Raw genomic sequence first — 22,501 nt, forward strand, 5'->3', positions numbered from 1 at the left:
CTATAAATGAATATAATTTGTTCAGGAAGTCTGCCATTAATAATAAATGCCTATCTTTGCATAGTTACTAACTAAAAATATAACTTATGAAACCAACATTATTTGTATTGGCAGCCGGTATGGGAAGCCGTTATGGTGGCCTAAAACAACTTGACGGACTTGGTCCTAGTGGAGAAACTATTATGGATTATTCTATCTTTGATGCTATCCGTGGTGGATTTGGTAAGATAGTATTTGTAATCCGTAAAGATTTCGAAGAAGATTTCCGTAAGATTGTTCTTAGCAAATACGAAAATCATATCCCAGTAGAAGTAGTATTCCAGGCACTGGATAATCTTCCTGCAGGTTATACTTGTCCTGAAGGACGTGTTAAACCTTGGGGTACTAACCATGCTGTATTGATGGGTAAGGATGTTATTAAAGAACCATTTGCTGTAATCAATGCCGACGACTTTTATGGTAGAGGCAGCTTTGCTGTCCTTGGCAAATACCTTTCAGAACTTCCAGAAGGTTCAAAAAATGACTATTGTATGGTAGGTTTCCGTGTTGGCAATACTTTGTCAGAAAGTGGTTCTGTAGCACGTGGCGTTTGTTCTGCTAACGAAGAAGGAAACTTGACAACAGTAGTCGAACGTACTGAAATCATGCGTGTAGATGGTGTCGTTAGCTATAAGGATGAAAATGGCGAATGGGTAGGAATTGAAGATAATACTCCTGTTTCTATGAACATGTGGGGATTCACTCCTGACTATTTCCAGTATTCAGAAGACTATTTCACAGAATTCCTTGATGCCAATAAAGATAATTTGAAGGCTGAGTATTTTATTCCATTGATGGTAAACAAACTTATCAATGAAAAGACTGCAAATGTTAAGGTTCTTGACACTACTTCCAAGTGGTTCGGTGTAACTTATGCTGCTGATCGTCAGAGTGTAGTTGATAAGATTCAAGCATTGGTGGATGCTGGTGAATATCCTTCAAAATTGTTCTAAAAACAATTTTATAGTACAATAAAAAAACAGATTGACTCCGATTGGAGTCAATCTGTTTTTTTATGTTCTCTTTTATTGTAATATAATGCTTGTGATATTTATTATCGTGCTACCTCGCCATTCTCTTGGCTGGCAATTAGGCTCTCAACTTCAGAAACTTTTACCATATTATAATCGCCTGATATGGTGTTTTTAAGTACCGATGCTGCAGTTGAGAAATCAACACGTTTCTGATTATCATTGTATGCACTTTGTGCATAAAGCATGGCACCACAAAAAGCATCGCCCACTCCAACACAATCGATAACATTATCAATATCAAACACCCTTGTGTATTTCATCTCACCATTGGTGTAAAGAATCCCTGCAAACGTATGATGCTCTGAACTGATAACATTGCGCAAAGCGATGTATATGTATTTGCAGTGGGGTATATGCTTGCTGATTTCCTGACAGAATTTTTCGTATGCAGCCACATCATATTTTTCTCCGCTTTTTGTCGCTTTAAATCCAGGTGCTTTTATACCGGTGACAAGTGCGTATTCTCCTTCGCTGCCGAACATAATGTCGCTGTCTTTCATTAAAGGTAGTAGAACTTCTTGGGCACTCTTTCCATAATTCCATAAATTCTTTCTATAATTGATGTCATATGATATTTTGAGTCCCATTTCCTTTGCCACATCAATGGCCTCTTTGCAAACTTCTGCTAAACCTGAAGTGAGAGCAGCATCAATACCAGACCAGTGGAATATAGAGGCATCCTTAAATATTTCACGCCAGTTTATCATACCAGGTTTAAGCTCGGAGAAGGACGAGTTCTCTCTATCGTATATAACCTTAGAGTTACGCATGGCTGCGGCTTTCTCCATATAGTATGTACCAAGGCGGTGACCACCGAAAAGAATGTGGTTGGTTCCGATATTGTGCGAACGCAATTCAGAAATACAGGTTTCACCTAGATCGTTGTCCGGTAGTCGTGTAATAAACTCTACCTCTCCGCCAAAATTGGCAATGGAGATGGCTACGTTGGCTTCACTTCCACCATAGTTTACCAGAAAGTCACGGCTTTGCTGGATTCGTAAGTTGTCAGGTGTGGTAAGACGGAGCATAATTTCTCCGAATGTTACAATCTTTTTGCTCATAATGTCAAGTTTTCGATTTAAGCGGAAATCAAGGCATAAAAATAAGAGGATACCTCTTGTCGGAATCTCTTTGCTTTGTTTCCGCTGCAAAGATAGTTAATTCCTTCATGAGGTATCCTCTTTTTAACTCTTTTAGGATATTGATATATCTTATTTGTTGTTCAGAATATCCATAGTATCGCTGGCAATCATCAATTCTTCGTCAGTTGGGATAACTACAACTTTCACTTTTGAATCGTCTGTAGAGATGATTGCTTCTTTTCCGCGTACTTTATTCTTTTCAGGGTCGATTTGAACACCTAAGAATCCTAATGTCTTGCATACACCTGCACGTGCTGTTGCCTGATTTTCACCTACACCACCAGTGAACAGGATTACGTCAACACCACCCATAGCTGCTGCGTAAGCACCGATGTATTTAGTAATACGATAGAAGTACATGTTTTCTGTAAGGATAGCACGTTCCTCACCTCTTGCTACTGCATCTTCCAGTTCGCGCATATCACTTGACTTTTCGAAGATACCAAGAACACCACTCTTTTTGTTCAGCAGATTAGACATCTCGTCAGGAGTCATGCCTTCTTTCTTCATCATGTAAAGGATTGCACCTCCATCAATGTCACCACAACGAGTACCCATCATAAGTCCTTCAAGTGGAGTAAGACCCATTGTTGTGTCAATACATTTACCGTCTTTTACAGCTGCTATAGAACCACCGTTACCAATGTGGCAAGTGATGATGCGGCTGCCTTCCTGTGGGATTCCAAGGTATTCGCATACACGTTTTGAAACGTAGCGGTGAGAAGTTCCGTGGAAACCATAGCGACGGATACCATATTTTTCGAAATATTCGTAAGGTATTGGATAAAGATATGCATAGTCAGGCATAGTCTGATGGAATGCTGTATCGAAAACAGCTACCTGTGGAACTTCAGGCAATAGCTTCTGTACAGCATAGATACCCTTCAGGTTTGCAGGGTTATGAAGAGGACCAAGGTCGCAGCATTCTTCTACAGCTGCTATTACAGCGTCGTTAATAAGTACAGAACCGCTGAATTTTGTTCCTCCGTGAAGTACGCGGTGGCCCACTGCATTGATTTCGTGAAGGTTCTTAACTGCACCATATTCTTCATTTATCAGTGTATCGAATATAAACTGTACGCCAGTAGTATGTTCAGGAACGTCTTTTTCGATTACTTTCTTTTCACCGTTAGGCAAAGTGAGTTTCAGGAAAGAACCTGGAAGACCGATTTTTTCAATACCTCCTTGAGCAAGGATTTCTTTTGTAGTCATTTCAAACAATTTGTATTTGATTGAAGAACTACCACAATTGAGTACTAATATTTTCATATATAAAAAAAGTAATTAAAGCACAAAAGCCTTTCTACAGACCTTTGTGCTTATAGAAAAAGTTAATAGTCTGTTAATTTTGAGATTTTGCTGCAATAGCCTGATTTGCAGTAATTGCAATCATCTTGTAAACATCATCAATGCTACATCCGCGTGACAAATCGTTTACCGGACGTGCTATACCTTGAAGGATTGGGCCGATAGCAGTAGCGTGACCAAGACGTTCAACAAGTTTGTAAGAAATGTTACCTACTTCCAGACATGGAACGATAAGTACGTTTGCTTTACCTGCGATTTCTGAACCTGGAGCCTTGCTGGCACCTACACGTGGAACCAAAGCTGCGTCAGCTTGAAGTTCACCGTCTATTTTCAGTTCAGGAGCCATTTCCTTAGCAATCTTAAGTGCTTCAGTTACTTTGTCAACAACTTCGTGTTTTGCAGAACCCTTAGTTGAGAAACTCAACATGGCTACGCGTGGGTCGATACCTGCTACAGCCTGTGCAGTCTGTGCTGTACAAACGGCAATCTGTGCCAACTGGTTTGCGTCTGGAACCGGAGTAACGGCTACGTCTCCCATTACCAATACACCGTTGTCGCCACATTCAGGTGCGTGAGTCAACATCAACATGGCTCCTGATACACATGTAATGCCCGGAGCAGTCTTGATAATCTGAAGTGCAGGACGAAGAACATCGCCTGTAGTATTGCGTGCACCTGCAAGCTGTCCGTCAGCATCTCCAGCTTTGATGATAAGGCATCCCAGGTAAAGAGGGTTCTTTACGAGTTCCTGAGCCTGTTCCATTGTCATGCCTTTTTTCTTGCGGAGTTCGAAAAGCAATTCTGCATATGCATCTTTCTTTTCGTGATTTTCCGGGTCGATAATAGTAGCCTTGTTAATGTTTCCCAAGCCCCATTCCTGAGCCAGTTTCATAATTTCTTCAGGGTTACCTAAAAGAATAAGGTCTGCAACACCGTCTGTCAATATCTGATTGGCAGCTTTCAAAGTACGTTCTTCTGTTCCTTCTGGAAGAACAATGCGCTGTTTGTTAGATTTAGCGCGTTCAACGATTTGACTAATTAAATCCATGTTGATTTATGTTTTTATAAAATGTAATTATCTTTGTTCCGTTTGCGTTAACGGTTTTTTCTTATTCCGATGCAAAAATACTTATTTTTGTAATATCTAGTTTGCAAAATACAAACTTTTTTTCTCTAAAGAGGACATTTTATACATGTTTAAGGACATAATAGGTTTTTTTGAAGGTCTAATCGTTTGTTTTCTGTGCTAATGCATAAATTTGCACCGGTTTTCAATAGAATAATTTAAGGTATGATTCGTCAATGTTCTATCCTTTTTGGATGTATGGCCTTAGGTGAACTGGTAGTTTACCTGACTGGTGTTAAATTGCCTTCTAGTATTATAGGCATGTTACTTCTTACGTTATTTTTGTCGCTTGGATGGGTGAAACTTGAGTGGGTTCAGGGATTGTCCGATTTTCTTGTGGCAAATCTTGGATTCTTCTTTGTGCCTTCCGGTGTGGCTCTGATGCTGTATTTTGATATTATACAAGCTCAGTTTTGGCCTATAGTCATAGCTACATTGGTAAGTACGGTTTTAGTGTTGGTAGTAACAGGGTGGGTTCATCAAATAGTTCGCAAATATGGATTTCCTAGAAAATAAATTTTTTCTTCTGGCCATTACTTTTGGTTTCTTTTTTATTTCAAAACTTTTACAGAAGAAAACAGGATGGGTATTGCTTAATCCTATCCTTTTGGCAGTGGCAATGCTGATATGCTTTTTAAAGGTCAGTGGCGTATCGTATGAGAAATATCAGGATGCAGGTTCATTGGTGGAATTCTGGTTACGTCCTGCTGTGGTAGCATTGGGAGTTCCTCTTTACTTACAGTTACGTATGATTAAGAAACAGTTGCTTCCTATTATATTGTCGCAGTTGGCTGGTTGTATAGTTGGACTGATTTCTGTCACTGTAGTTGCAAAGCTGCTTGGAGCTACTCCTGAAGTGATAATGTCACTTGCTCCTAAATCAGTAACAACTCCTATTGCAATGGAAGTGTCATCAGCAGTAGGTGGAATACCTTCTCTTACAGCAGCGGTTGTGATAGTTGTGGGACTTTTTGGTGCAATATTTGGCTTCAAAGTTTTGCAGGTGGGACATGTACACAGTCCTATAGCTCAAGGACTTTCTATGGGAACAGCTACGCATGCAGTCGGTACGTCGCGTGCGATGGAAGTAAGCGGAAAGTATGGAGCGTATGCTAGCCTTGGACTTACTCTGAACGGAATATTTACAGCATTACTCTCGCCTTATATATTACATTTGATAGGGCTTTATTGACTCATGGATATTTTGTTTTGCTAGACTTATCTAACTTTATTAACTTCTTAACTTCATAAAATTAACTCTTTATAATATGGATTTCAGACGTCTTGATATAGAAGATAAACAGACAGTACAGAGATATACGCTCAAAAGTAAACGTCGTAACTGCGATTTGACATTTGCCAATCTCTACAGTTGGCGTTTCCTTTATCTTACTGAGATTGCTGAGTCTGGAGGTTTCCTGTCATTCAGATTTTATGTCGACGGAGAACTTTCGTACATGTTGCCTGTTGGTGAGGGCGATATCAGTCCTGTAATAGAGGAGTTAATGGCAGATGCCAGAGTAAAAGGTGTTCCTTTTGTGATGTACGGAGTATGTAAAGAAAGTTGTGATGAGTTGGAAAGCCTTTTCCCAGGGATATTTAAATTTACAGCCGATCGTGATTACTCTGATTATCTATATCTGCGTTCGGATCTTTCTTCTTTGGTTGGGAAAAAATTCCAACCTAAACGTAATCATATAAATAAGTTCCGTAATAATTATCCTGGATTTGAGTTCAGGCCTCTTACACGTGATTTGATTCCTGAATGTATAAAACTGGAGTCTGTTTGGTGTAAGGCTAATAATTGTAGTGAAGACGAGGCTCTGCAGAATGAACGAAAATCCATGAATGCTGCATTGCGCAATTTTGAAGATCTTGATATTATTGGAGGTGTATTGATGGTGGACGGAAAAATAGTAGCTTTCACATATGGTGCGCCTGTCAACAATGAAACTTTCGACACCTGTGTGGAAAAGGCAGACACGGACTATGAAGGTGCCTACGCCATGATAAACAATGAGTTTGCAAAAATGATCCCAGAACAGTACATATATATAAATAGAGAAGAAGACCTTGGGCTTGATGGATTAAGAAAAGCCAAAATGTCATATCAGCCACATCTGCTACTTGAGAAATATAAACTGGAACTGAAATGAAAGAGCAAGTAAAAGCTTTATGGAAATTATGTTTCCCTGACGATACTGATGATTTCGTCGAATTGTATTTTTCTTCAAGATATAATGACGAAATAAACAGTGCCATTGTTGAAGACGGTAGGGTTGTGTCAGCACTCCAAAGAATACCATATCCTATGCAATATATAGATAAGGTTATTCCCGTGGCATATATATCAGGAGCTTGCACTCATCCGGAATTCCGTTCAAGAGGCTTGATGTCTCGACTTCTTGATGATGCACACAGAAAGATGTATGCAGATGGCAAATATCTATCTCTTTTGATACCGGCAAATGAAGGCCTTGTGGCTTATTATGCCAAATCTGGATATGAAGTTACTTTTCAACAGAAAACAAAGTTATTAACAGGTATGTGTAAAACTGTTGATAACTCTAGAAGCGGATTGATATTCAGAGAGTTGGAGCTGTTGGGAAAAGATTATTACGATGTGTCTGACTTTGTTAATAGGCAGTTATTAACATTTTCTGCAAGTGTTCTGCATACTTTGCTGGATATTAAAATAATATTGTCAGATCTTCATCTTTCTGGCGGTCAGGCGTGGTGTGCATATACTGAAAGTGGCAATATTTGTGCTGTAGTATTTCTTGTTGCTGCTTATAATAATGTAGTTATAAAGGAATTGCTGGCTACTGATAAGCAGACAGAAACAGCTATGATTGATTTTGTATTGAACCATTATTCTATATCTCATGCAGAGAAGTCTTCGCCTTGTGGTATGTCTCGGGTTATAAATGTGTGCCGTATGCTTGAGATTGTAGCCTCCGTAATGGATGGAAGGCACTTAGTCGAAATATATGGTGATGATGTTATTACCGAAAATAATGGCCTATACATTATAGAAGGAGGTGCATGCAGAAGACTTTATACTCATGTCAGTAATACAAATTCTGTACATAGAATACATATTAACAGTCTTTCGTCATGGCTATTTCATGATATGAAACCTTACATGAGTCTTATGCTTGATTGATGTACTCGTTCGTAAGCATTCTTTCCAGTCCCTCGGCATTCAATTTTAGATAAAACTCACCTTTGTAGGCTATTGAGATGCCACCGGTTTCCTCGGAAACTATAATAGCCAACGCATCAGTTTCCTGTGATACTCCAAGTGCTGCACGGTGTCGCAATCCAAGTTCTTTTGGTATATTTAGGTTATGGGAAACCGGAAGAATGCATCCGGCAGCCTTAATTCTTTTTCCGCTTATTATCATAGCCCCATCATGAAGCGGACTGTTCTTGAAGAAAATATTTTCTATCAGACGCTGGTTGATATTTGCATCTATTACATCTCCGGTCATAACTATATTGTCCAATGGAACATCTTTTTCCAATACTATAAGTGCTCCTACTTTACCTTTACCCATATTGAGACATGCCATGACAATAGGCATAATATCGTTTTTGTCGCTTTCGTTGTATTTTTTCCCTTTAAGAAACCTGAACAGACTGTTTGTGCGATATCTTGAACCTAGAGTAAGTAAGAATTGTCTGATTTCGTCTTGAAACAGCACGATAAGAGCTATTACTCCTACACTTACAAGTTTATCGAATATCGAACCTAGCAGGCGCATTTGTAGCACTTGCGATACTATCACCCATATTATGATGAAGACTAATATACCGATAAAAATGTTTATCGAACCTGAAGATTTCATTACCTTATAAGTCTTGTAGAGGATGAAAGCTACAAGCAATATGTCAAGTATATCTTTCAGGCTTATTATACTTAAATCAAACGGCATTTTTGTAATTAAGAATTAATGATTAATAATTAAGTTCTTAAGTTTTTAGTTATTAGTTTTTAGAACCATGCGGGTGGGGACTAACAACCAAGAACTAACAACCAACAACTAACTTACAATATATCTTCACTGCCTCACAGGCCTCCTTTACATCGTGTACTCTCAGTATGTTCGCACCTTTCATCAGTGATATGGTGTTCAGTGCAGTCGTTCCATTCAGTGCATCTTCAGGAGAGTTGTCAAGTAGTTTATATATCATTGATTTTCTGGATATACCTACCAGTACAGGAAGCTCAAATATCTGTAACTCTTCCAGTTTGTTCATTAACATATAATTATGTTCCAGCGTTTTCCCAAATCCAAAGCCGGGATCGATTATGATGTCCTTTCCTCCGAGGTCGCGCATTTTCTGTACTTTTTCGGAAAAGTAGTATATCACTTCTTTTACCACGTTTTCGTATTCTGGATTTTTCTGCATATCCTGTGGTGTCCCTTTCATATGCGTCATTATGTATGGTACTCCCAGTTTTGCAGCAGTAGGCATCATGTTATCGTCCATACAGCCTGCAGATATATCATTTATTATTGCCACGCCGTGTTCTTCCACACACATCTTTGCTATGTCAGCACGGAATGTATCTACGGAAATCACAGCTTCAGGTATCTCTCTGTTTAATAATGTAAGGGCATTTTTTAGCCTTGACATTTCTTCTTCAGTGGAAATGTTTTCTGCATCCGGTCTCGATGAGTATGCACCTATGTCTATAATGTCTCCACCTTCGTCAATTATCTCTCTGGCTCTCAGTAATATGTCTTCTTCCGATTGCTTTCTGCTTCCGGCGTAGAATGAGTCGGGAGTAACGTTCAGTATTCCCATTACTTTAGGACGTGTCAAGTCCATCAGATTGCCGTTTACATTGATATATCTTGCTATTTTGTTTTCCATTTAGAAGCTTGCATAATGATGGTACAAATGTACATACAATAATTTATTTTTTATTGATTTGCGATTGATTTTTCATTTATCTTTGCGTCACGTATTAAATTGTATTTTAAAATGGAAACTTCACAATTGTATAAATACTTTCTTGAGTGTGGAAAGGTTACAACTGACACTCGCGATTGTCCTGCAGGCTCAATGTTTATAGCTCTGAAAGGAGCCAGCTTCAATGGAAATACTTTTGCATCGCAAGCCATAGCCAATGGTTGCCGATATGCTATAGTAGATGAGGCTGAATATGCCAATGATACAGAGGGACGCATTCTTCTTGTGGATGACTGTCTTAAGGCATTGCAGGATTTGGCGGCATGGCATCGCCGTATATTGGGTACTAAAATGATAGGCATCACAGGTACCAATGGAAAGACTACTACTAAGGAACTGATAGCTGCAGTTCTAAAAGAGAAATACAATGTTCTTTATACTCAAGGTAATCTGAATAATCACATCGGAGTTCCTCTTACATTGCTTAAACTTACTTCAGATCACGAAATGGCTGTGGTGGAGATGGGGGCAAACCATCCTGGTGAGATAAAGACTCTTGTAAATATAGCATGTCCTGACTATGGTATAATAACCAATGTTGGTAAAGCGCATCTTGAAGGATTCGGCTCGTTTGAGGGGGTTATCCGTACGAAAAGCGAATTGTACGATTATCTTCGTGACAATGGTGGAAAAATCTTTATACAGAATGAAAATCCATATCTCAATTCCATAGCAGGCGGACTGGAATGTATCCGTTATGGTGCAGAAGATGGACTTTATGTTTCTGGAAAGGTTCTTTCATGTTCTCCATATTTATTGTTTGAATGGAAATCTGATAGTAATGTTTGTGAAGTTCAGACTCATTTAATAGGCTCGTATAATATAGACAATGCTCTGGCGGCAGTGACTATAGGCCGATATTTTGGCGTTTCGGACGATAGTATTTGCCATGCCCTGTCTACATATGAGCCTCGCAACAATCGCTCTCAATTAATCGAAGCTGGAGATAACCGCCTCGTAGTAGATGCTTATAATGCTAATCCTACAAGTATGGCTGCAGCTTTGGAAAACTTCCGTATGATTGAGGCTGATCATAAAATGGTGATTTTGGGTGATATGAAAGAACTGGGAGAAAGTAGTCTGGAGGAACATCAAAAGATTGTTGACGTGTTGGCAGATTGCGGTTTTGAAAGGGTTATTTTGGTAGGTCCGGAATTCGGAAAGACTATAAATTCTTTCGAACATTATGAAAATGCTGATGAAGTATATTCAAAACTATCGTTAGATATGCCTAAGGATTATATGATACTAATCAAAGGCTCCAACAGTATGAAGTTGGCTTTACTGGCAGAAAAACTTCAGAAATAATTATGTCTAAAGCAGCACTGCCATGTCAATGCAAGTGAATTTTCATTGATTTGCATTATATTGAAGTGGAAGTGCTGCTTTATTCTTGTTTTAATCTAATACCTTATAATGTCTTAAAGCATTTAATATTCCATTATCATCTACAGAAGATGTTATATAGTCGGCAGAAGCCTTGACAATATCAGATGCATTATCCATAGCAACGCCTATTCCGGCATGTTCAAGCATGTTGATATCGTTTCCGCCATCGCCGAAAGCCATTGTTTCTTCAAGCTTTATGCCGTAATGCCTTATAACTTCGTCTATACCACGGCTCTTGCTTGTTCCTTTATTTATGATGTCGGCAAATAGTGGGTGCCATCTCATTGTTTCGCAATGAGTAAGTATCTTGCCGAATATTTCTTCATCGGCTTCGGTAGGGAAGTAGCCCATAATCTGGAGAATGTCTTTTCCTAAAGCCTCTTCTCCCGGTTTTACAGGAGGTATCGAAATCTCTATAAGTTTGGCTATGTCTTCCACTGCTTTATCCACTTTTGTGATAAACCACTGGTTGTCGTGCACAAAGACAAACGGATAGTCGTGTTTTTTAGTGTATTCCACAACTCTTTCTATGTCTTCGGCAGGTATCAATCCCTTGTATATATCCTTGTGGTCGGCTGTAAAGCAGTGAGCGCCATTCAGGGTTATATATCCGTCGAATTCAAGATCCTCAAGATTGTTAATAAGCAATTTTGGGCGTCCCGTAGCGATAAATACCTTTATACCTTTTTCTCTTAACTCTTTAAGTGCCTGTTTGGTTGATTCCGGTACTCTGTGTGTTTTGAACGAAACCAGTGTTCCGTCAATGTCGAAAAATATAGCTTTAATCATAAAAGTCTAATTGTAATTTAGTCAGGCAAAGTTATCAATAAAAACTGACATCAGAAAAAAAGTGAGATGCTTATTGATTGACTGACGCTTTAGTCAAGTTTATACTTAAATCCGGAAGAAAGGCTTTCGAGGAATATGTGGCAGTATTAAAGACGTATATTGATTTATGATTAGGTGAAGCAGTCTGGTGTCGGGCTGCCTTTCTGTTAGTAATATTCTTATAAAAATTCATATCAATAAGTAATCTGAAATAAAAAGACAGCATGATTTTGTAATTTGATGTCCGTAATTTCTTATATTTGCGTCATCAATAGATATGAAACCAAAAAACGTATGGAATGTAAATATAAAAGAATAGCGGTAAAGATAGGCAGCAATGTACTTACACGCAAGGATGGTACACTGGATGTTACGCGAATGTCAGCTCTTGTTGACCAGGTGGCAGAACTTCACAGGGCGGGAGTTGAGATAGTGCTTGTGTCATCGGGAGCAGTGGCTTCCGGACGCAGTGAGGTAAAGCCTTTGCGCAAACTTGACAGTGTTGACAGCCGCCAGTTGTTTTCGGCTGTAGGGCAGGCCAAGCTGATAAACAGATATTACGAACTGTTTCGCGAACATGGAATTACGGTAGGTCAGGTGCTTACCACAAAGGAAAGTTTCTCCACAAGACGACATTATCTCAATCAGCGCAACTGTATGCAGGTGATGCTGGACAATGATGTTATTCCCATTGTGAATGAGAATGACACAATCTCTGTTACGGAACTTATGTTTACCGACAATGACGAACTCTCAGGTCTGATTGCAGCCATGATGGATGTTCAGGCATTGGTTATTCTGAGCAATATCGACGGTATATATAATGGTGCCCCTTCCCAGCCGGGAGTGACTGTTATCAGAGAAGTGGAACAGGGCAAGGACTTGTCGGACTATATCAGTACCGAGAAATCAGGATTCGGCAGGGGAGGTATGCTGACTAAAAGCAGCATTGCCCGCAAGGTGGCAGACGAGGGAATTACAGTATTCATTGCCAATGGAAAGAAGGACAATATACTAGTCGATCTTATTTCAAATCCTGAAGAAACCGTATGCACGAAGTTTGTTCCTTCGGAGAACGGTGTGTCAAGTATCAAGAAATGGATAGCCCACAGCGATGGATTCTCAAAAGGTAAGATTATAGTCAATCATAAGGCTGCTGACAAGCTGCGTGGTGACAAGGCGGTAAGCCTTCTTCCTGTAGGAGTGACAGATATAGTTGGCGATTTTGAAAAGGATGATATTGTAACTATCGTAAATCCTGATGACGAGAAGATAGGTGTTGGCCGTGTAAGTATGTCATCGGCAGACGCAAAAGCCGTTATGGGTATTCATGGTAAGCCTTATCTCGTACATTATGACTATTTATATTTAGAATAACTTTCATAATGACATACTTTTTATTATTTTTGTGGAAAATAACTTAAAGACTATGGATGAACAGATAAAACAAATAGCAATGCGCTTACATGGATTGCGCGATGCTCTTGACCTGACAGTGGAGCAGGTAGCGGAAAAGATTGGAGTAACTCCTGAACAGTATGCCGCTATGGAAAGTGGCGAGAAAGACCTTTCGGTAAGTACACTTCAGAAGATTTCAACAGAGTTCGGCGTATCTCTTGATGAACTTATGTTCGGCGAAGAACCTCACATGCGCTCATATTTCCTTACACGTCGTGGAACAGGTATTTCAGTGGAAAGAACAAAGGCTTACAAGTATGAGTCGTTGGCCTCAGGTTTCAAGAACAGAATAGCCGATCCGTTTATAGTAACGGTTGAACCTAAGCCTGAAAGTACGCCTATATACTATAACAGTCATTCGGGACAGGAATTCAACATGGTGATTGAAGGACGTCTGTTGCTTGATATTAATGGTAAGGAACTTATTCTTAATCCTGGCGACAGCCTGTATTTCGATTCTTCTCTTCCTCACGGAATGAAAGCACTCGATGGAAACAACGTTAGATTCTTAGCTATAGTAATGCAATAATCAGATACGATATATGTTAGAGAGATTTGTAAAACAGACACAATTTACCTCACAGGAGGATTTTATAAAGAACTTCAAGATAGAAGTTCCTGAAAACTTCAACTTCGGCTACGATGTAGTAGATGCGTGGGCTGCCGAAGAACCAGACAAGGAAGCAGTATTATGGACAAACGATAAGGGTGCGTGTATTCATTTTTCGTATGCCGACCTGAAGAAATATACCGACCAGACTGCATCTTACTTTCAGAGCCTTGGTATCGGTCATGGCGACAAGGTTATGCTTATACTGAAACGCCGTTATGAGTTCTGGTATTCCATTATTGCTCTTCACAAACTTGGTGCTGTTGTAATTCCTGCAACACACCTTCTAACCAAGAAAGATATTGTTTACCGCTGCAATGCTGCATCTATCAAAATGATTGTTGTGGCAGGTGAAGAGGTTATAACTAAACACGTGATAGATGCTATGCCTGAATCTCCAACAGTAGAGAAACTTGTGAGCATAGGTCCTGACATGCCTGAAGGCTTCCTCGATTTTCATAAGGGAATTGAGAGTGCTGCTCCTTTTGTTCGTCCTGAGAATGTAAATACCAACGATGATATATCATTGATGTACTTTACATCAGGTACCACAGGCGAGCCTAAGATGGTGGCACACGATTTTACTTATCCTTTGGGACACATCGTTACAGGAAGTTTCTGGCATAATCTTCATAAAGACAGCCTTCACCTTACTATTGCCGATACAGGATGGGGCAAGGCTGTTTGGGGAAAATTGTACGGACAGATGATAGCAGGTGCGACTGTCTTCGTGTATGACCACGAGAAATTTACTCCTGCAGATATACTTCAGAAGATACACGATTATCATATTACATCTCTTTGTGCACCTCCTACAATATATCGTTTCCTTATACGTGAAGATTTGTCTAAGTACGATCTTTCATCGTTGGAATATTGTACTACTGCCGGTGAGGCCTTGAACTATTCCGTTTATGAAACATTCCTTAAGATTACAGGAATACGTCTGATGGAAGGTTTCGGACAGACAGAAACTACATTGACACTTGCCACATTCCCGTGGATGGAACCGAAACCGGGAAGTATGGGCGTGCCTAATCCACAGTATGAGATAGACCTGATCAAGCCGGACGGACGTAGTGCCGAAGATGGTGAACAGGGACAGATAGTGGTGCGTACCGGTCATAGTAAGCCGCTTGGATTGTTTAAGGAATATTATCGTGCTCCTGAACTTACCCATGAGGCTTGGCATGATGGTGTGTATTACACAGGCGACGTGGCATGGCGCGATGAAGACGGATATTACTGGTTTGTCGGCCGTGCGGACGATGTAATCAAGAGTTCTGGTTACCGTATAGGTCCGTTCGAAGTGGAAAGTGCATTGATGACACACCCGGCTGTAGTGGAATGTGCCATTACGGGTGTTCCTGATGAAATTCGCGGACAGGTGGTCAAGGCTACAATTATCCTTGCCAAAGATTATAAGGATAAGGCAGGTGATGCGTTGATAAAGGAACTTCAGGACCATGTGAAACGTGTTACTGCGCCATATAAATATCCGCGTGTGATAGAATTTGTGGATGAACTTCCAAAGACAATCAGTGGAAAAATACGTCGTGTGGAAATTCGTCAGAAAGATAATCAGTGAATATAATCTTATGAATATAATAAGAGCCGGTTTGGAGAAATCCTTGCCGGCTCTTTTGTGTATTAATGTATTAATGTATTTGTTCCTTCTACTATTTCGCCATAGGAGAATACGCATCGCACATTGGTGTCTTTGTCTAAAATTACGATATCTGCATCCTTTCCTTTTTGTAGCGTTCCTTTCCTGTCAGCTATTCCTATTATTCTGGCTGGTGTTTCTGATGCCATCCTTACGGCGTCTTCCAGAGGAATATTTGCTTTTTTGACCATAGTCCATACCAGTTTATCCATAGTGGCAAGGCTTCCTGCCAGAGAAGAATGGTCGGCAAGTTTACATACTTCATTTTCTATCACATATCTCGGGTCGTCAATCTTTCCGTCGAATGCTGCATATTTCAATGCGTCGGTTACTAGGCATGTATGTTCTACTCCCTTTAGCTTGTACACTAATTTAAGTATTGTTGCAGGAAGATGTCTGCCGTCTGCAATGACTTCTACTGACATTCCGTCTGTCAGGTATACACTTTCTACTGTTCCTTCGTATTTGTATTCCCTACGTTTGTGGAAACCTGGCATTGCATTGTAGAAATGTGCTGCGTGCTTGAAACCCGATGCAAATGCTTTCTTTATATCTTCGTATTCTGCTTCAGTGTGTGTGATTGCCGTGAGTATGCCTTTTGATGAAGTATATTTGCCAAATTCGTAGCCTCCTTCTATTTCAGGGCTTATATCCCATCGTTTGATGCAGGATACGGAGTCGATAAGATCGCTGTATTCTTCTTTTTGAGGAGTCTTCAGGTATTCACCCCATTGTGTTCCTGCCATTTTGGGGTTCAGGTATGGTCCTTCTATATGAAGTCCTTGGATGACCTTGTTTGTCTTCATTAATTCTTCGCAAACATTTGCAGCCTTTTTTATGTTGTCGAATGTAGTGGAAGTCAATGTTGGAAAAACAGATGTTGCTCCGTGTAGCAGATGTGCCTTTGTGGCGCTTTCGAAAGCTTCTACTGTCCCTTCTGTGTAGTCGTGTCCACCTCCTCCGTGTATGTGCATTCCTATAAATCCAGGAACGATGTACATTCCTTTTACATCTATAACTTTTGCCCCTATTACGGCCAAGTCACTGTTGGTGACTTCAAGTATTTTCCCGTTGCTAATTAAGACGGAGCCGTCTTTAATCCAACCTTGTGGGGTTAGGATGTTTCCGTTTGTCAATTGGGTCAGCATAATATTATGTTTTTATTTTTATCAGAAAAGTTTGTTAGTGCCTTCTACAAGTTCTCCCATAGCCCATACGGCACGTACGTTCAAGTCTCTGTCCAGTGCGATGATGTCGGCGTCCTTGCCTCTCTCAAGTGTGCCTTTTCTGTCGAGTACGCCCATTATTCTTGCCGGTGTTTCTGATACCATTCTAATAGTGTCTTCAAGAGGAATTTCTGCTTTCTGCACTGTGGTTTGTATCAGTCTGTCCATTGTGGCTATACTTCCTGCTAGGGCTGAGCGGTCTGCCAGTTTACATACACCGTCTTCTATTATGACTCTGGGGTCGAATGCTTCCTGGCTGTCGCTTGCCGCACATGCCAAGGCATCGGTTATTAATGCTGTTCTTTCTACTCCCTTTATCTTGTGTACAAGTCTTAATATAGTAGGCGGTACATGTATTCCGTCGGCTACTACTTCTACTGTCATGTCATCTATAAGATATATGCTTTCTACAGTACCCTCGTATTTGTATTCTCTGCGTTTGTGGAATCCGGGCATTGCATTATAGAAGTGAGTGGCGTGTGTGTATCCGGCTTCGTATCCTGTAAGTATGTCTTCGTATTCGGCTTGTGTGTGTCCCACTGAAGCAAGTATCCCTTTTGATGTTATGTATTTGGCAAATTGCATAGCACCAGGTAATTCCGGGGCAGCATCCCATCGTTTGATGCAATTGGTTTCTTCCAATAATGGTATGTATTCTTCAGGGTCAGGATTCTTAATGTTTTCCGGCATTTGTCCTCCGGCCATTTTCATATTGAAATAGTGTCCTTCAAGATGAAGTCCCAATATAGGGCTGTTTTTCTCTTTCATCAGTTTCTCCGTAGTTTCGGCAGCTGCACGTATCATTGGGATTGTAGAAGATGACAGTGTAGGGAAAATGCTTGTTGTACCATGCTGCATATGTGCCTTTATTGCTGTGCGGAAAGCATCTTCTGTTCCTTCCATAAAGTCTCTTCCTCCACCTCCGTGGACGTGTATTTCTACTCCACCAGGTACAATGTACATACCTTTGGCGTCAATTAATTTTGCACCGACAATAGCCAGATCGCAATTTGTAACCTCAAGAATCTTATTGTCGCAAATTATTACAGAACCATCTTTTAGCCAACCTTGTGGCGTTAAGATACGAGCGTTAATTATTTGGGTTAACATGATAAATAGTGATTAATTTCTTATTTATTTTCTTATATGCTGCAAATTTAATCAATAATTATTATATATGTATTGTATATATGTGATTTTTTTATTAAATAGAGTGAATATAAAATTAGGAAAAAACGACCTGACGTTTTGATCAAAACGTCAGGTCGTTTTAATTATAGAAATTTCGGACTCCGGTTTTATTAGTTAGATGATTACTTTACTATATATTTTCGGGACAATAATAAGATGCATTAAAGGGTTAAATGTATTTTTTGATAAAATAAAAATGTGATTTATTGGAATAAATGAATTATTATTTGTAACTTTGTCGCCCGATTTATATGGTGTCGAGACTTGGAAAGAATAGAATTATACGATATAGATTTGAAGAACTTAAGAGAAACTCGTACGACTTATAACTATAAAGTTGGCGATGAGTTCTTTAATTTGATAGAAGCTACCGGAATAGAAAAAGGTGAGCTTGATGTTTCTGTTGAAGTAAAAAAAGAAATAGGAGCATTCAGGTTGAACTTCCATATAGAGGGTTTTGTTGTAGGTATATGCGACAGATGTCTTGATGAAGTGGATGTCGATGTCTATACTGATAATACCCTAAAAGTGAAATTGGGAGAGGAATATTCGGATGATGATGAAATTCTTGTAATTCCGGAGTCGGAAAGTATAATAAATGTAGCTTGGTACATATACGAATTTACATATCTTAGTCTTCCTTGTAGAATTGTGCATGAAGAAGGTGAGTGTAACGAACAAATGCAGGAAAAGTTGAAGGACTTGATAAGGTATGATAATACCAGTGAGGAGAATTCTGATGTGGATGAATATGATGATGATGAAAATGAAGTGACCGAAACAGATCCTCGTTGGGACGCATTGAAGAAAATATTAAATAATAATTAAATAAAGTTTTAGTAAAATGGCACATCCTAAAAGAAGACAATCAAAAACGAGAACTGCTAAGAGAAGAACTCATGATAAGGCAGTTGCTCCTACTTTGGCTATTTGTCCTAATTGTGGCGAATGGCATGTATATCACACAGTATGTGGAGCATGTGGTTATTACAGAGGTAAATTAGCAATTGAGAAAGAAGCTGCTCTTTAATAGAACAGTGCTTTGTCATGAACGGTTTATGTTCTTGAGAAAATAAAGCCGGAGGGCTTCGGCTCTTCGGCTTTATTTTTAGGATTCAAACTAAAATTTGAAAAGATGGAAAAAATTAATGCGGTAATAACAGGTGTTGGTGGGTATGTACCAGACTATGTTCTTACAAACGAAGAATTGTCTAGAATGGTAGACACTAACGACGAGTGGATAATGACTCGTATAGGTGTAAAAGAAAGACGCATCCTTAATGAAGAAGGGTTGGGTACATCATATATGGCTCGTAAGGCTGCAAAACAGCTGATGCAAAAAACAAATTCTGATCCGGACTCTATAGATTGCGTTATAGTTGCAACTACTACTCCTGACTATCATTTCCCTTCTACAGCATCTATTCTTTGCGATAAACTGGGACTTAAAAATGCTTATGCATTCGATTTGCAGGCAGCATGTAGCGGATTCCTTTATGCTATGGAAACTGCTGCAAGTATGATACAGTCGGGAAGACACAAAAAGATAATTATAGTAGGTGCAGATAAGATGTCTTCAATGGTAAACTACTCAGATCGTGCTACATGCCCTATCTTTGGTGACGGTGCAGCTGCTTGTATGGTCGAGGCGACTACTGAAGATTACGGAATAATGGATTCTATTCTTCGCACAGATGGAAAAGGTCTTCCGTTCCTTCACATGAAGGCTGGTGGCTCTGTTTGTCCTCCTTCATATTTTACAGTAGACAACAAAATGCACTATCTGTATCAGGAAGGTAGAACTGTGTTCAAATATGCAGTGTCAAACATGTCTGACGTAACAGAACAGATAGCAATGAGAAATGGCTTGAATAAAGATAACATAGATTGGATTGTTCCTCATCAGGCAAACTTGCGTATCATTGATGCTGTTGCTTCAAGACTCAGTGTTCCAATGGAGAAGGTTATGGTAAATATTCAGCATTTCGGAAATACCAGCGCAGGAACATTGCCTTTGTGTCTGTGGGATTATGAGAAACAGCTGAAAAAAGGAGACAATATAATCTTCACTGCGTTTGGTGCCGGATTTACATGGGGAGCAGCTTATGTTAAGTGGGGTTATGACGGAAACAAGTAATATTTGAATTTATAAAAACAAATATACGAAAAAACGCATCCCGGACAGGTGCGTTTTTTTGTGTTCATAATGAGATTTTATTATGCATAAAGCCGGATTTGTAAATATTGTCGGTAACCCTAATGTCGGGAAATCTACATTAATGAATTTGCTGGTAGGTGAAAGAATATCTATCGCAACTTTTAAAGCTCAAACAACACGTCATCGTATCATGGGTATATTGAATACAGATGATATGCAAATTGTATTCTCTGACACTCCGGGCGTGTTGAAACCTAATTATAAATTGCAGGAGTCAATGCTTAATTTTTCGGAGTCTGCGTTGGTAGATGCTGATGTACTGCTTTATGTTACGGATACAGTAGAGAAACCGGACAAGAATGCCGATTTTATGGAAAAGGTCCGTAAATTGAATGTACCGGTTTTATTGCTAATAAATAAAATAGACCTTATTAATCAGGATATTCTTGTCAAACTGGTGGAAGAATGGCATGAACTTTTGCCACAGGCAGAAATTATACCTATCTCTGCAATGGCTAAGTTTAATGTTGATGTAGTAATGAAAAGAATTAAGGATTTGCTTCCGGATTCACCTCCTTATTTCGGAAAGGACCAGTGGACAGACAAACCTGCCCGTTTTTTCGTTACTGAGATAATAAGAGAAAAAATTCTGTTATATTATGACAAGGAAATTCCTTATTCTGTCGAGGTAGTTGTGGAAAGCTTTAAGGAAGATGCAAACAGCATACGTATTAATGCTGTGATTTATGTTGAAAGAGACTCTCAAAAGGGGATTATCATAGGTAAGCAGGGAAAAGCCTTAAAGAAGGTTGCTACTGAGGCAAGAAAAACTCTGGAACACTTCTTTAGAAAGTCTATTTATCTGGAAACATTCGTAAAAGTTGATAAAGACTGGAGAAGTTCTGATAAGGAATTAAAGAATTTTGGTTACCAATTAGATTAATCACCGGCTGGGATAGCCGTAAACAATTATAAATATGGGAAATTTAGTCGCTATCGTTGGACGCCCCAATGTGGGAAAGTCAACACTGTTTAATCGTTTGACAAAGACTCGTCAGGCTATCGTAAATGAGCAGGCGGGAACTACCCGCGACCGTCAGTACGGAAAGTCTGAATGGCTGGGTAAAGAATTCTCTGTAGTTGATACTGGAGGATGGGTAGTTAATTCGGATGATATTTTCGAAGAAGAAATCCGTAAGCAGGTTTTGCTTGCTATGGATGAAGCTGATGTAATCTTGTTTGTTGTAGACGTCATGAACGGGGTTACAGATCTTGATATGGAGGTTTCGAATATTTTAAGACGCTCAAAGAAACCTATCATAATGGTTGCCAATAAGACTGATAATAATGATCTGCAATATAATGCTGCAGAGTTCTACTCGTTAGGTTTGGGCGACCCTTATTGTATCTCTGCACTAAGTGGAAGTGGTACTGGTGACTTGCTGGATTTGATAGTTTCGAAATTTAAGAAAGACTCAGGGGAAATAATAGAGGAAGATATCCCAAGATTTGCAGTTGTGGGAAGACCTAACGCCGGTAAGTCTTCAATAGTAAACGCCTTTATTGGTGAAGAAAGAAATATAGTAACTGAGATAGCAGGTACAACACGCGATTCCATATATACAAGATATGATAAGTTCGGTTTCGACTTTTATCTGGTTGATACAGCCGGAATAAGAAAGAAAAATAAAATTACTGAAGACCTGGAATATTACTCGATAATACGTTCTATCAGAGCTATAGAGAACTCTGATGTCTGTATACTTATGATTGATGCTACAAGAGGTATCGAAGGACAGGATTTGAATATCTTCAGTTTGATTCAACGTAACCAGAAAGGATTGGTGGTTGTAGTGAATAAATGGGACCTCGTAGAGGATAAGACTGTTAAGGTAATGAAGAATTACGAAGACGCTATAAGAAACAGGTTTGCTCCTTTTACAGACTTCCCGATAATATTTGCTTCTGCATTGACAAAACAGCGTATTCTTAAGGTTTTGGAGGCTGCAAAAGAAGTATATAATGCAAGAACTACAAGGATACCTACAGCACGTTTGAATGAGGAGTTATTGCCGCTTATCGAAGCTTATCCGCCACCATCAAACAAGGGTAAGTATATAAAAATAAAATATATTACTCAGCTGCCTAATACGCAGATACCTTCGTTCGTATTCTTTGCTAATCTGCCTCAGTATGTGAAAGAACCGTATAAACGTTTCTTGGAGAATAAGATGAGGGAACGCTGGAATTTATGTGGTACACCTGTTAATATATTTATCAGACAGAAATAATAAGAAGATTGGAAATACTAATTATTGTTATGCTCAAGAATGTTCTTTTATG

The 22,501-nt window shown here is 39.4% G+C and carries 22 protein-coding genes; 14 read left to right on the forward strand and 8 right to left on the reverse strand.

Going from position 1 to position 22,501, the window contains the following annotated elements:
- Window positions 1-86: 86 nt before the first annotated feature.
- The gene (locus tag I6E11_RS00105; RefSeq protein WP_235335832.1) at window positions 87-992 is read left to right on the forward strand and encodes a glycosyltransferase family protein; all 906 of its coding nucleotides are present in this window, start codon (window positions 87-89) and stop codon (window positions 990-992) included.
- Between the two features lie 101 nt (window positions 993-1,093).
- On the opposite strand, the gene I6E11_RS00110 is transcribed toward I6E11_RS00105, so the two are convergent.
- The 3 genes from I6E11_RS00110 to pta all read right to left on the reverse strand — a co-directional run bounded on the left by I6E11_RS00110 (window position 1,094) and on the right by pta (window position 4,571).
- Window positions 1,094-2,134 (reverse strand): sugar kinase, encoded by a 1,041-nt coding sequence (locus I6E11_RS00110; protein WP_235335833.1) that lies wholly within the window; start codon window positions 2,132-2,134, stop codon window positions 1,094-1,096.
- A gap of 150 nt (window positions 2,135-2,284) precedes the next feature.
- Window positions 2,285-3,484, reverse strand: a complete 1,200-nt coding sequence (locus I6E11_RS00115) for an acetate kinase (RefSeq protein WP_235335834.1) — start codon at window positions 3,482-3,484, stop codon at window positions 2,285-2,287.
- Window positions 3,485-3,557: 73 nt separating this feature from the next.
- Window positions 3,558-4,571, reverse strand: a complete 1,014-nt coding sequence (gene pta, locus I6E11_RS00120; protein WP_235335835.1) for a phosphate acetyltransferase — start codon at window positions 4,569-4,571, stop codon at window positions 3,558-3,560.
- Window positions 4,572-4,814: 243 nt separating this feature from the next.
- On the opposite strand from pta, the gene I6E11_RS00125 reads away from it, so the two are divergent.
- The 4 genes from I6E11_RS00125 (at window position 4,815) to I6E11_RS00140 (ending at window position 7,815) form a co-directional block, all read left to right on the forward strand.
- Window positions 4,815-5,165 (forward strand): CidA/LrgA family protein, encoded by a 351-nt coding sequence (locus I6E11_RS00125; protein ID WP_235335836.1) that lies wholly within the window; start codon window positions 4,815-4,817, stop codon window positions 5,163-5,165.
- Window positions 5,146-5,841 carry an LrgB family protein gene (locus I6E11_RS00130; RefSeq protein ID WP_235335837.1) on the forward strand — a complete coding sequence of 232 codons (696 nt, stop codon included), beginning with the start codon at window positions 5,146-5,148 and terminating at the stop codon, window positions 5,839-5,841. Before I6E11_RS00125 ends, I6E11_RS00130 begins: the two co-directional genes overlap by 20 nt.
- A gap of 76 nt (window positions 5,842-5,917) precedes the next feature.
- Window positions 5,918-6,805 (forward strand): DUF2156 domain-containing protein, encoded by an 888-nt coding sequence (locus I6E11_RS00135; RefSeq protein ID WP_235335838.1) that lies wholly within the window; start codon window positions 5,918-5,920, stop codon window positions 6,803-6,805.
- Window positions 6,802-7,815, forward strand: coding sequence for a GNAT family N-acetyltransferase (locus I6E11_RS00140; protein WP_235335839.1), 1,014 nt, complete (start codon window positions 6,802-6,804; stop codon window positions 7,813-7,815). The genes I6E11_RS00135 and I6E11_RS00140 overlap by 4 nt, the downstream gene beginning before the upstream one ends.
- Here I6E11_RS00140 and cdaA read toward each other — a convergent pair.
- The gene (gene cdaA, locus I6E11_RS00145; protein WP_235335840.1) at window positions 7,802-8,587 is read right to left on the reverse strand and encodes a diadenylate cyclase CdaA; all 786 of its coding nucleotides are present in this window, start codon (window positions 8,585-8,587) and stop codon (window positions 7,802-7,804) included. The genes I6E11_RS00140 and cdaA overlap by 14 nt on opposite strands.
- A 94-nt stretch (window positions 8,588-8,681) precedes the next feature.
- Complete coding sequence (gene folP / locus I6E11_RS00150; RefSeq protein WP_235335841.1) at window positions 8,682-9,533, reverse strand: dihydropteroate synthase; 852 nt, start codon at window positions 9,531-9,533, stop codon at window positions 8,682-8,684.
- A 111-nt stretch (window positions 9,534-9,644) separates the two neighbouring features.
- Between folP and I6E11_RS00155 the strand changes: the two genes are divergently transcribed.
- Window positions 9,645-10,940 carry a UDP-N-acetylmuramoyl-tripeptide--D-alanyl-D-alanine ligase gene (locus tag I6E11_RS00155; protein WP_235335842.1) on the forward strand — a complete coding sequence of 432 codons (1,296 nt, stop codon included), beginning with the start codon at window positions 9,645-9,647 and terminating at the stop codon, window positions 10,938-10,940.
- 90 nt (window positions 10,941-11,030) lie between these two features.
- Here the strand turns inward: I6E11_RS00155 and I6E11_RS00160 are convergent, their stop codons facing one another.
- Entirely contained in the window at window positions 11,031-11,810 is a 780-nt protein-coding gene (locus I6E11_RS00160; protein ID WP_235335843.1) for a Cof-type HAD-IIB family hydrolase, read from the reverse strand.
- Window positions 11,811-12,143: 333 nt separating this feature from the next.
- On the opposite strand from I6E11_RS00160, the gene proB reads away from it, so the two are divergent.
- From proB to I6E11_RS00175, 3 genes are read left to right on the forward strand one after another with little or no spacing between them, the layout of a single operon-like run.
- The gene (proB, locus tag I6E11_RS00165) at window positions 12,144-13,226 is read left to right on the forward strand and encodes a glutamate 5-kinase (RefSeq protein WP_204507792.1); all 1,083 of its coding nucleotides are present in this window, start codon (window positions 12,144-12,146) and stop codon (window positions 13,224-13,226) included.
- 52 nt (window positions 13,227-13,278) lie between these two features.
- Window positions 13,279-13,836, forward strand: coding sequence for a helix-turn-helix domain-containing protein (locus I6E11_RS00170; RefSeq protein ID WP_235335844.1), 558 nt, complete (start codon window positions 13,279-13,281; stop codon window positions 13,834-13,836).
- 13 nt (window positions 13,837-13,849) lie between these two features.
- On the forward strand, window positions 13,850-15,505 hold the full coding sequence (locus tag I6E11_RS00175; protein ID WP_235335845.1) for an AMP-binding protein: 1,656 nt from the start codon (window positions 13,850-13,852) through the stop codon (window positions 15,503-15,505).
- Window positions 15,506-15,567: 62 nt separating this feature from the next.
- Here I6E11_RS00175 and nagA (I6E11_RS00180) read toward each other — a convergent pair whose 3' ends face one another.
- Both nagA (I6E11_RS00180) and nagA (I6E11_RS00185) read right to left on the reverse strand, forming a co-directional pair.
- Window positions 15,568-16,731, reverse strand: coding sequence for an N-acetylglucosamine-6-phosphate deacetylase (gene nagA / locus I6E11_RS00180; protein ID WP_235335846.1), 1,164 nt, complete (start codon window positions 16,729-16,731; stop codon window positions 15,568-15,570).
- A 21-nt stretch (window positions 16,732-16,752) separates the two neighbouring features.
- Window positions 16,753-17,919 carry an N-acetylglucosamine-6-phosphate deacetylase gene (gene nagA, locus I6E11_RS00185; RefSeq protein ID WP_235335847.1) on the reverse strand — a complete coding sequence of 389 codons (1,167 nt, stop codon included), beginning with the start codon at window positions 17,917-17,919 and terminating at the stop codon, window positions 16,753-16,755.
- 375 nt (window positions 17,920-18,294) lie between these two features.
- On the opposite strand from nagA (I6E11_RS00185), the gene I6E11_RS00190 reads away from it, so the two are divergent.
- The 5 genes from I6E11_RS00190 to der all read left to right on the forward strand — a co-directional run bounded on the left by I6E11_RS00190 (window position 18,295) and on the right by der (window position 22,449).
- On the forward strand, window positions 18,295-18,828 hold the full coding sequence (locus I6E11_RS00190; protein ID WP_235335848.1) for a YceD family protein: 534 nt from the start codon (window positions 18,295-18,297) through the stop codon (window positions 18,826-18,828).
- Between the two features lie 16 nt (window positions 18,829-18,844).
- A complete protein-coding gene (gene rpmF / locus I6E11_RS00195) occupies window positions 18,845-19,030 on the forward strand; it encodes a 50S ribosomal protein L32 (protein ID WP_007559879.1) in 186 nt (61 codons plus the stop codon).
- Window positions 19,031-19,135: 105 nt separating this feature from the next.
- Window positions 19,136-20,137, forward strand: a complete 1,002-nt coding sequence (locus I6E11_RS00200; protein ID WP_235335849.1) for a beta-ketoacyl-ACP synthase III — start codon at window positions 19,136-19,138, stop codon at window positions 20,135-20,137.
- 82 nt (window positions 20,138-20,219) lie between these two features.
- The gene (gene era, locus I6E11_RS00205) at window positions 20,220-21,101 is read left to right on the forward strand and encodes a GTPase Era (protein WP_235335850.1); all 882 of its coding nucleotides are present in this window, start codon (window positions 20,220-20,222) and stop codon (window positions 21,099-21,101) included.
- Between the two features lie 34 nt (window positions 21,102-21,135).
- On the forward strand, window positions 21,136-22,449 hold the full coding sequence (der, locus tag I6E11_RS00210) for a ribosome biogenesis GTPase Der (RefSeq protein ID WP_235335851.1): 1,314 nt from the start codon (window positions 21,136-21,138) through the stop codon (window positions 22,447-22,449).
- Window positions 22,450-22,501 lie beyond the last annotated feature (52 nt).

The organism is Bacteroides caecigallinarum (genome assembly GCF_021531075.1).
GTDB classification, from domain to species: Bacteria; Bacteroidota; Bacteroidia; order Bacteroidales; family Bacteroidaceae; genus Phocaeicola; species Phocaeicola caecigallinarum_B.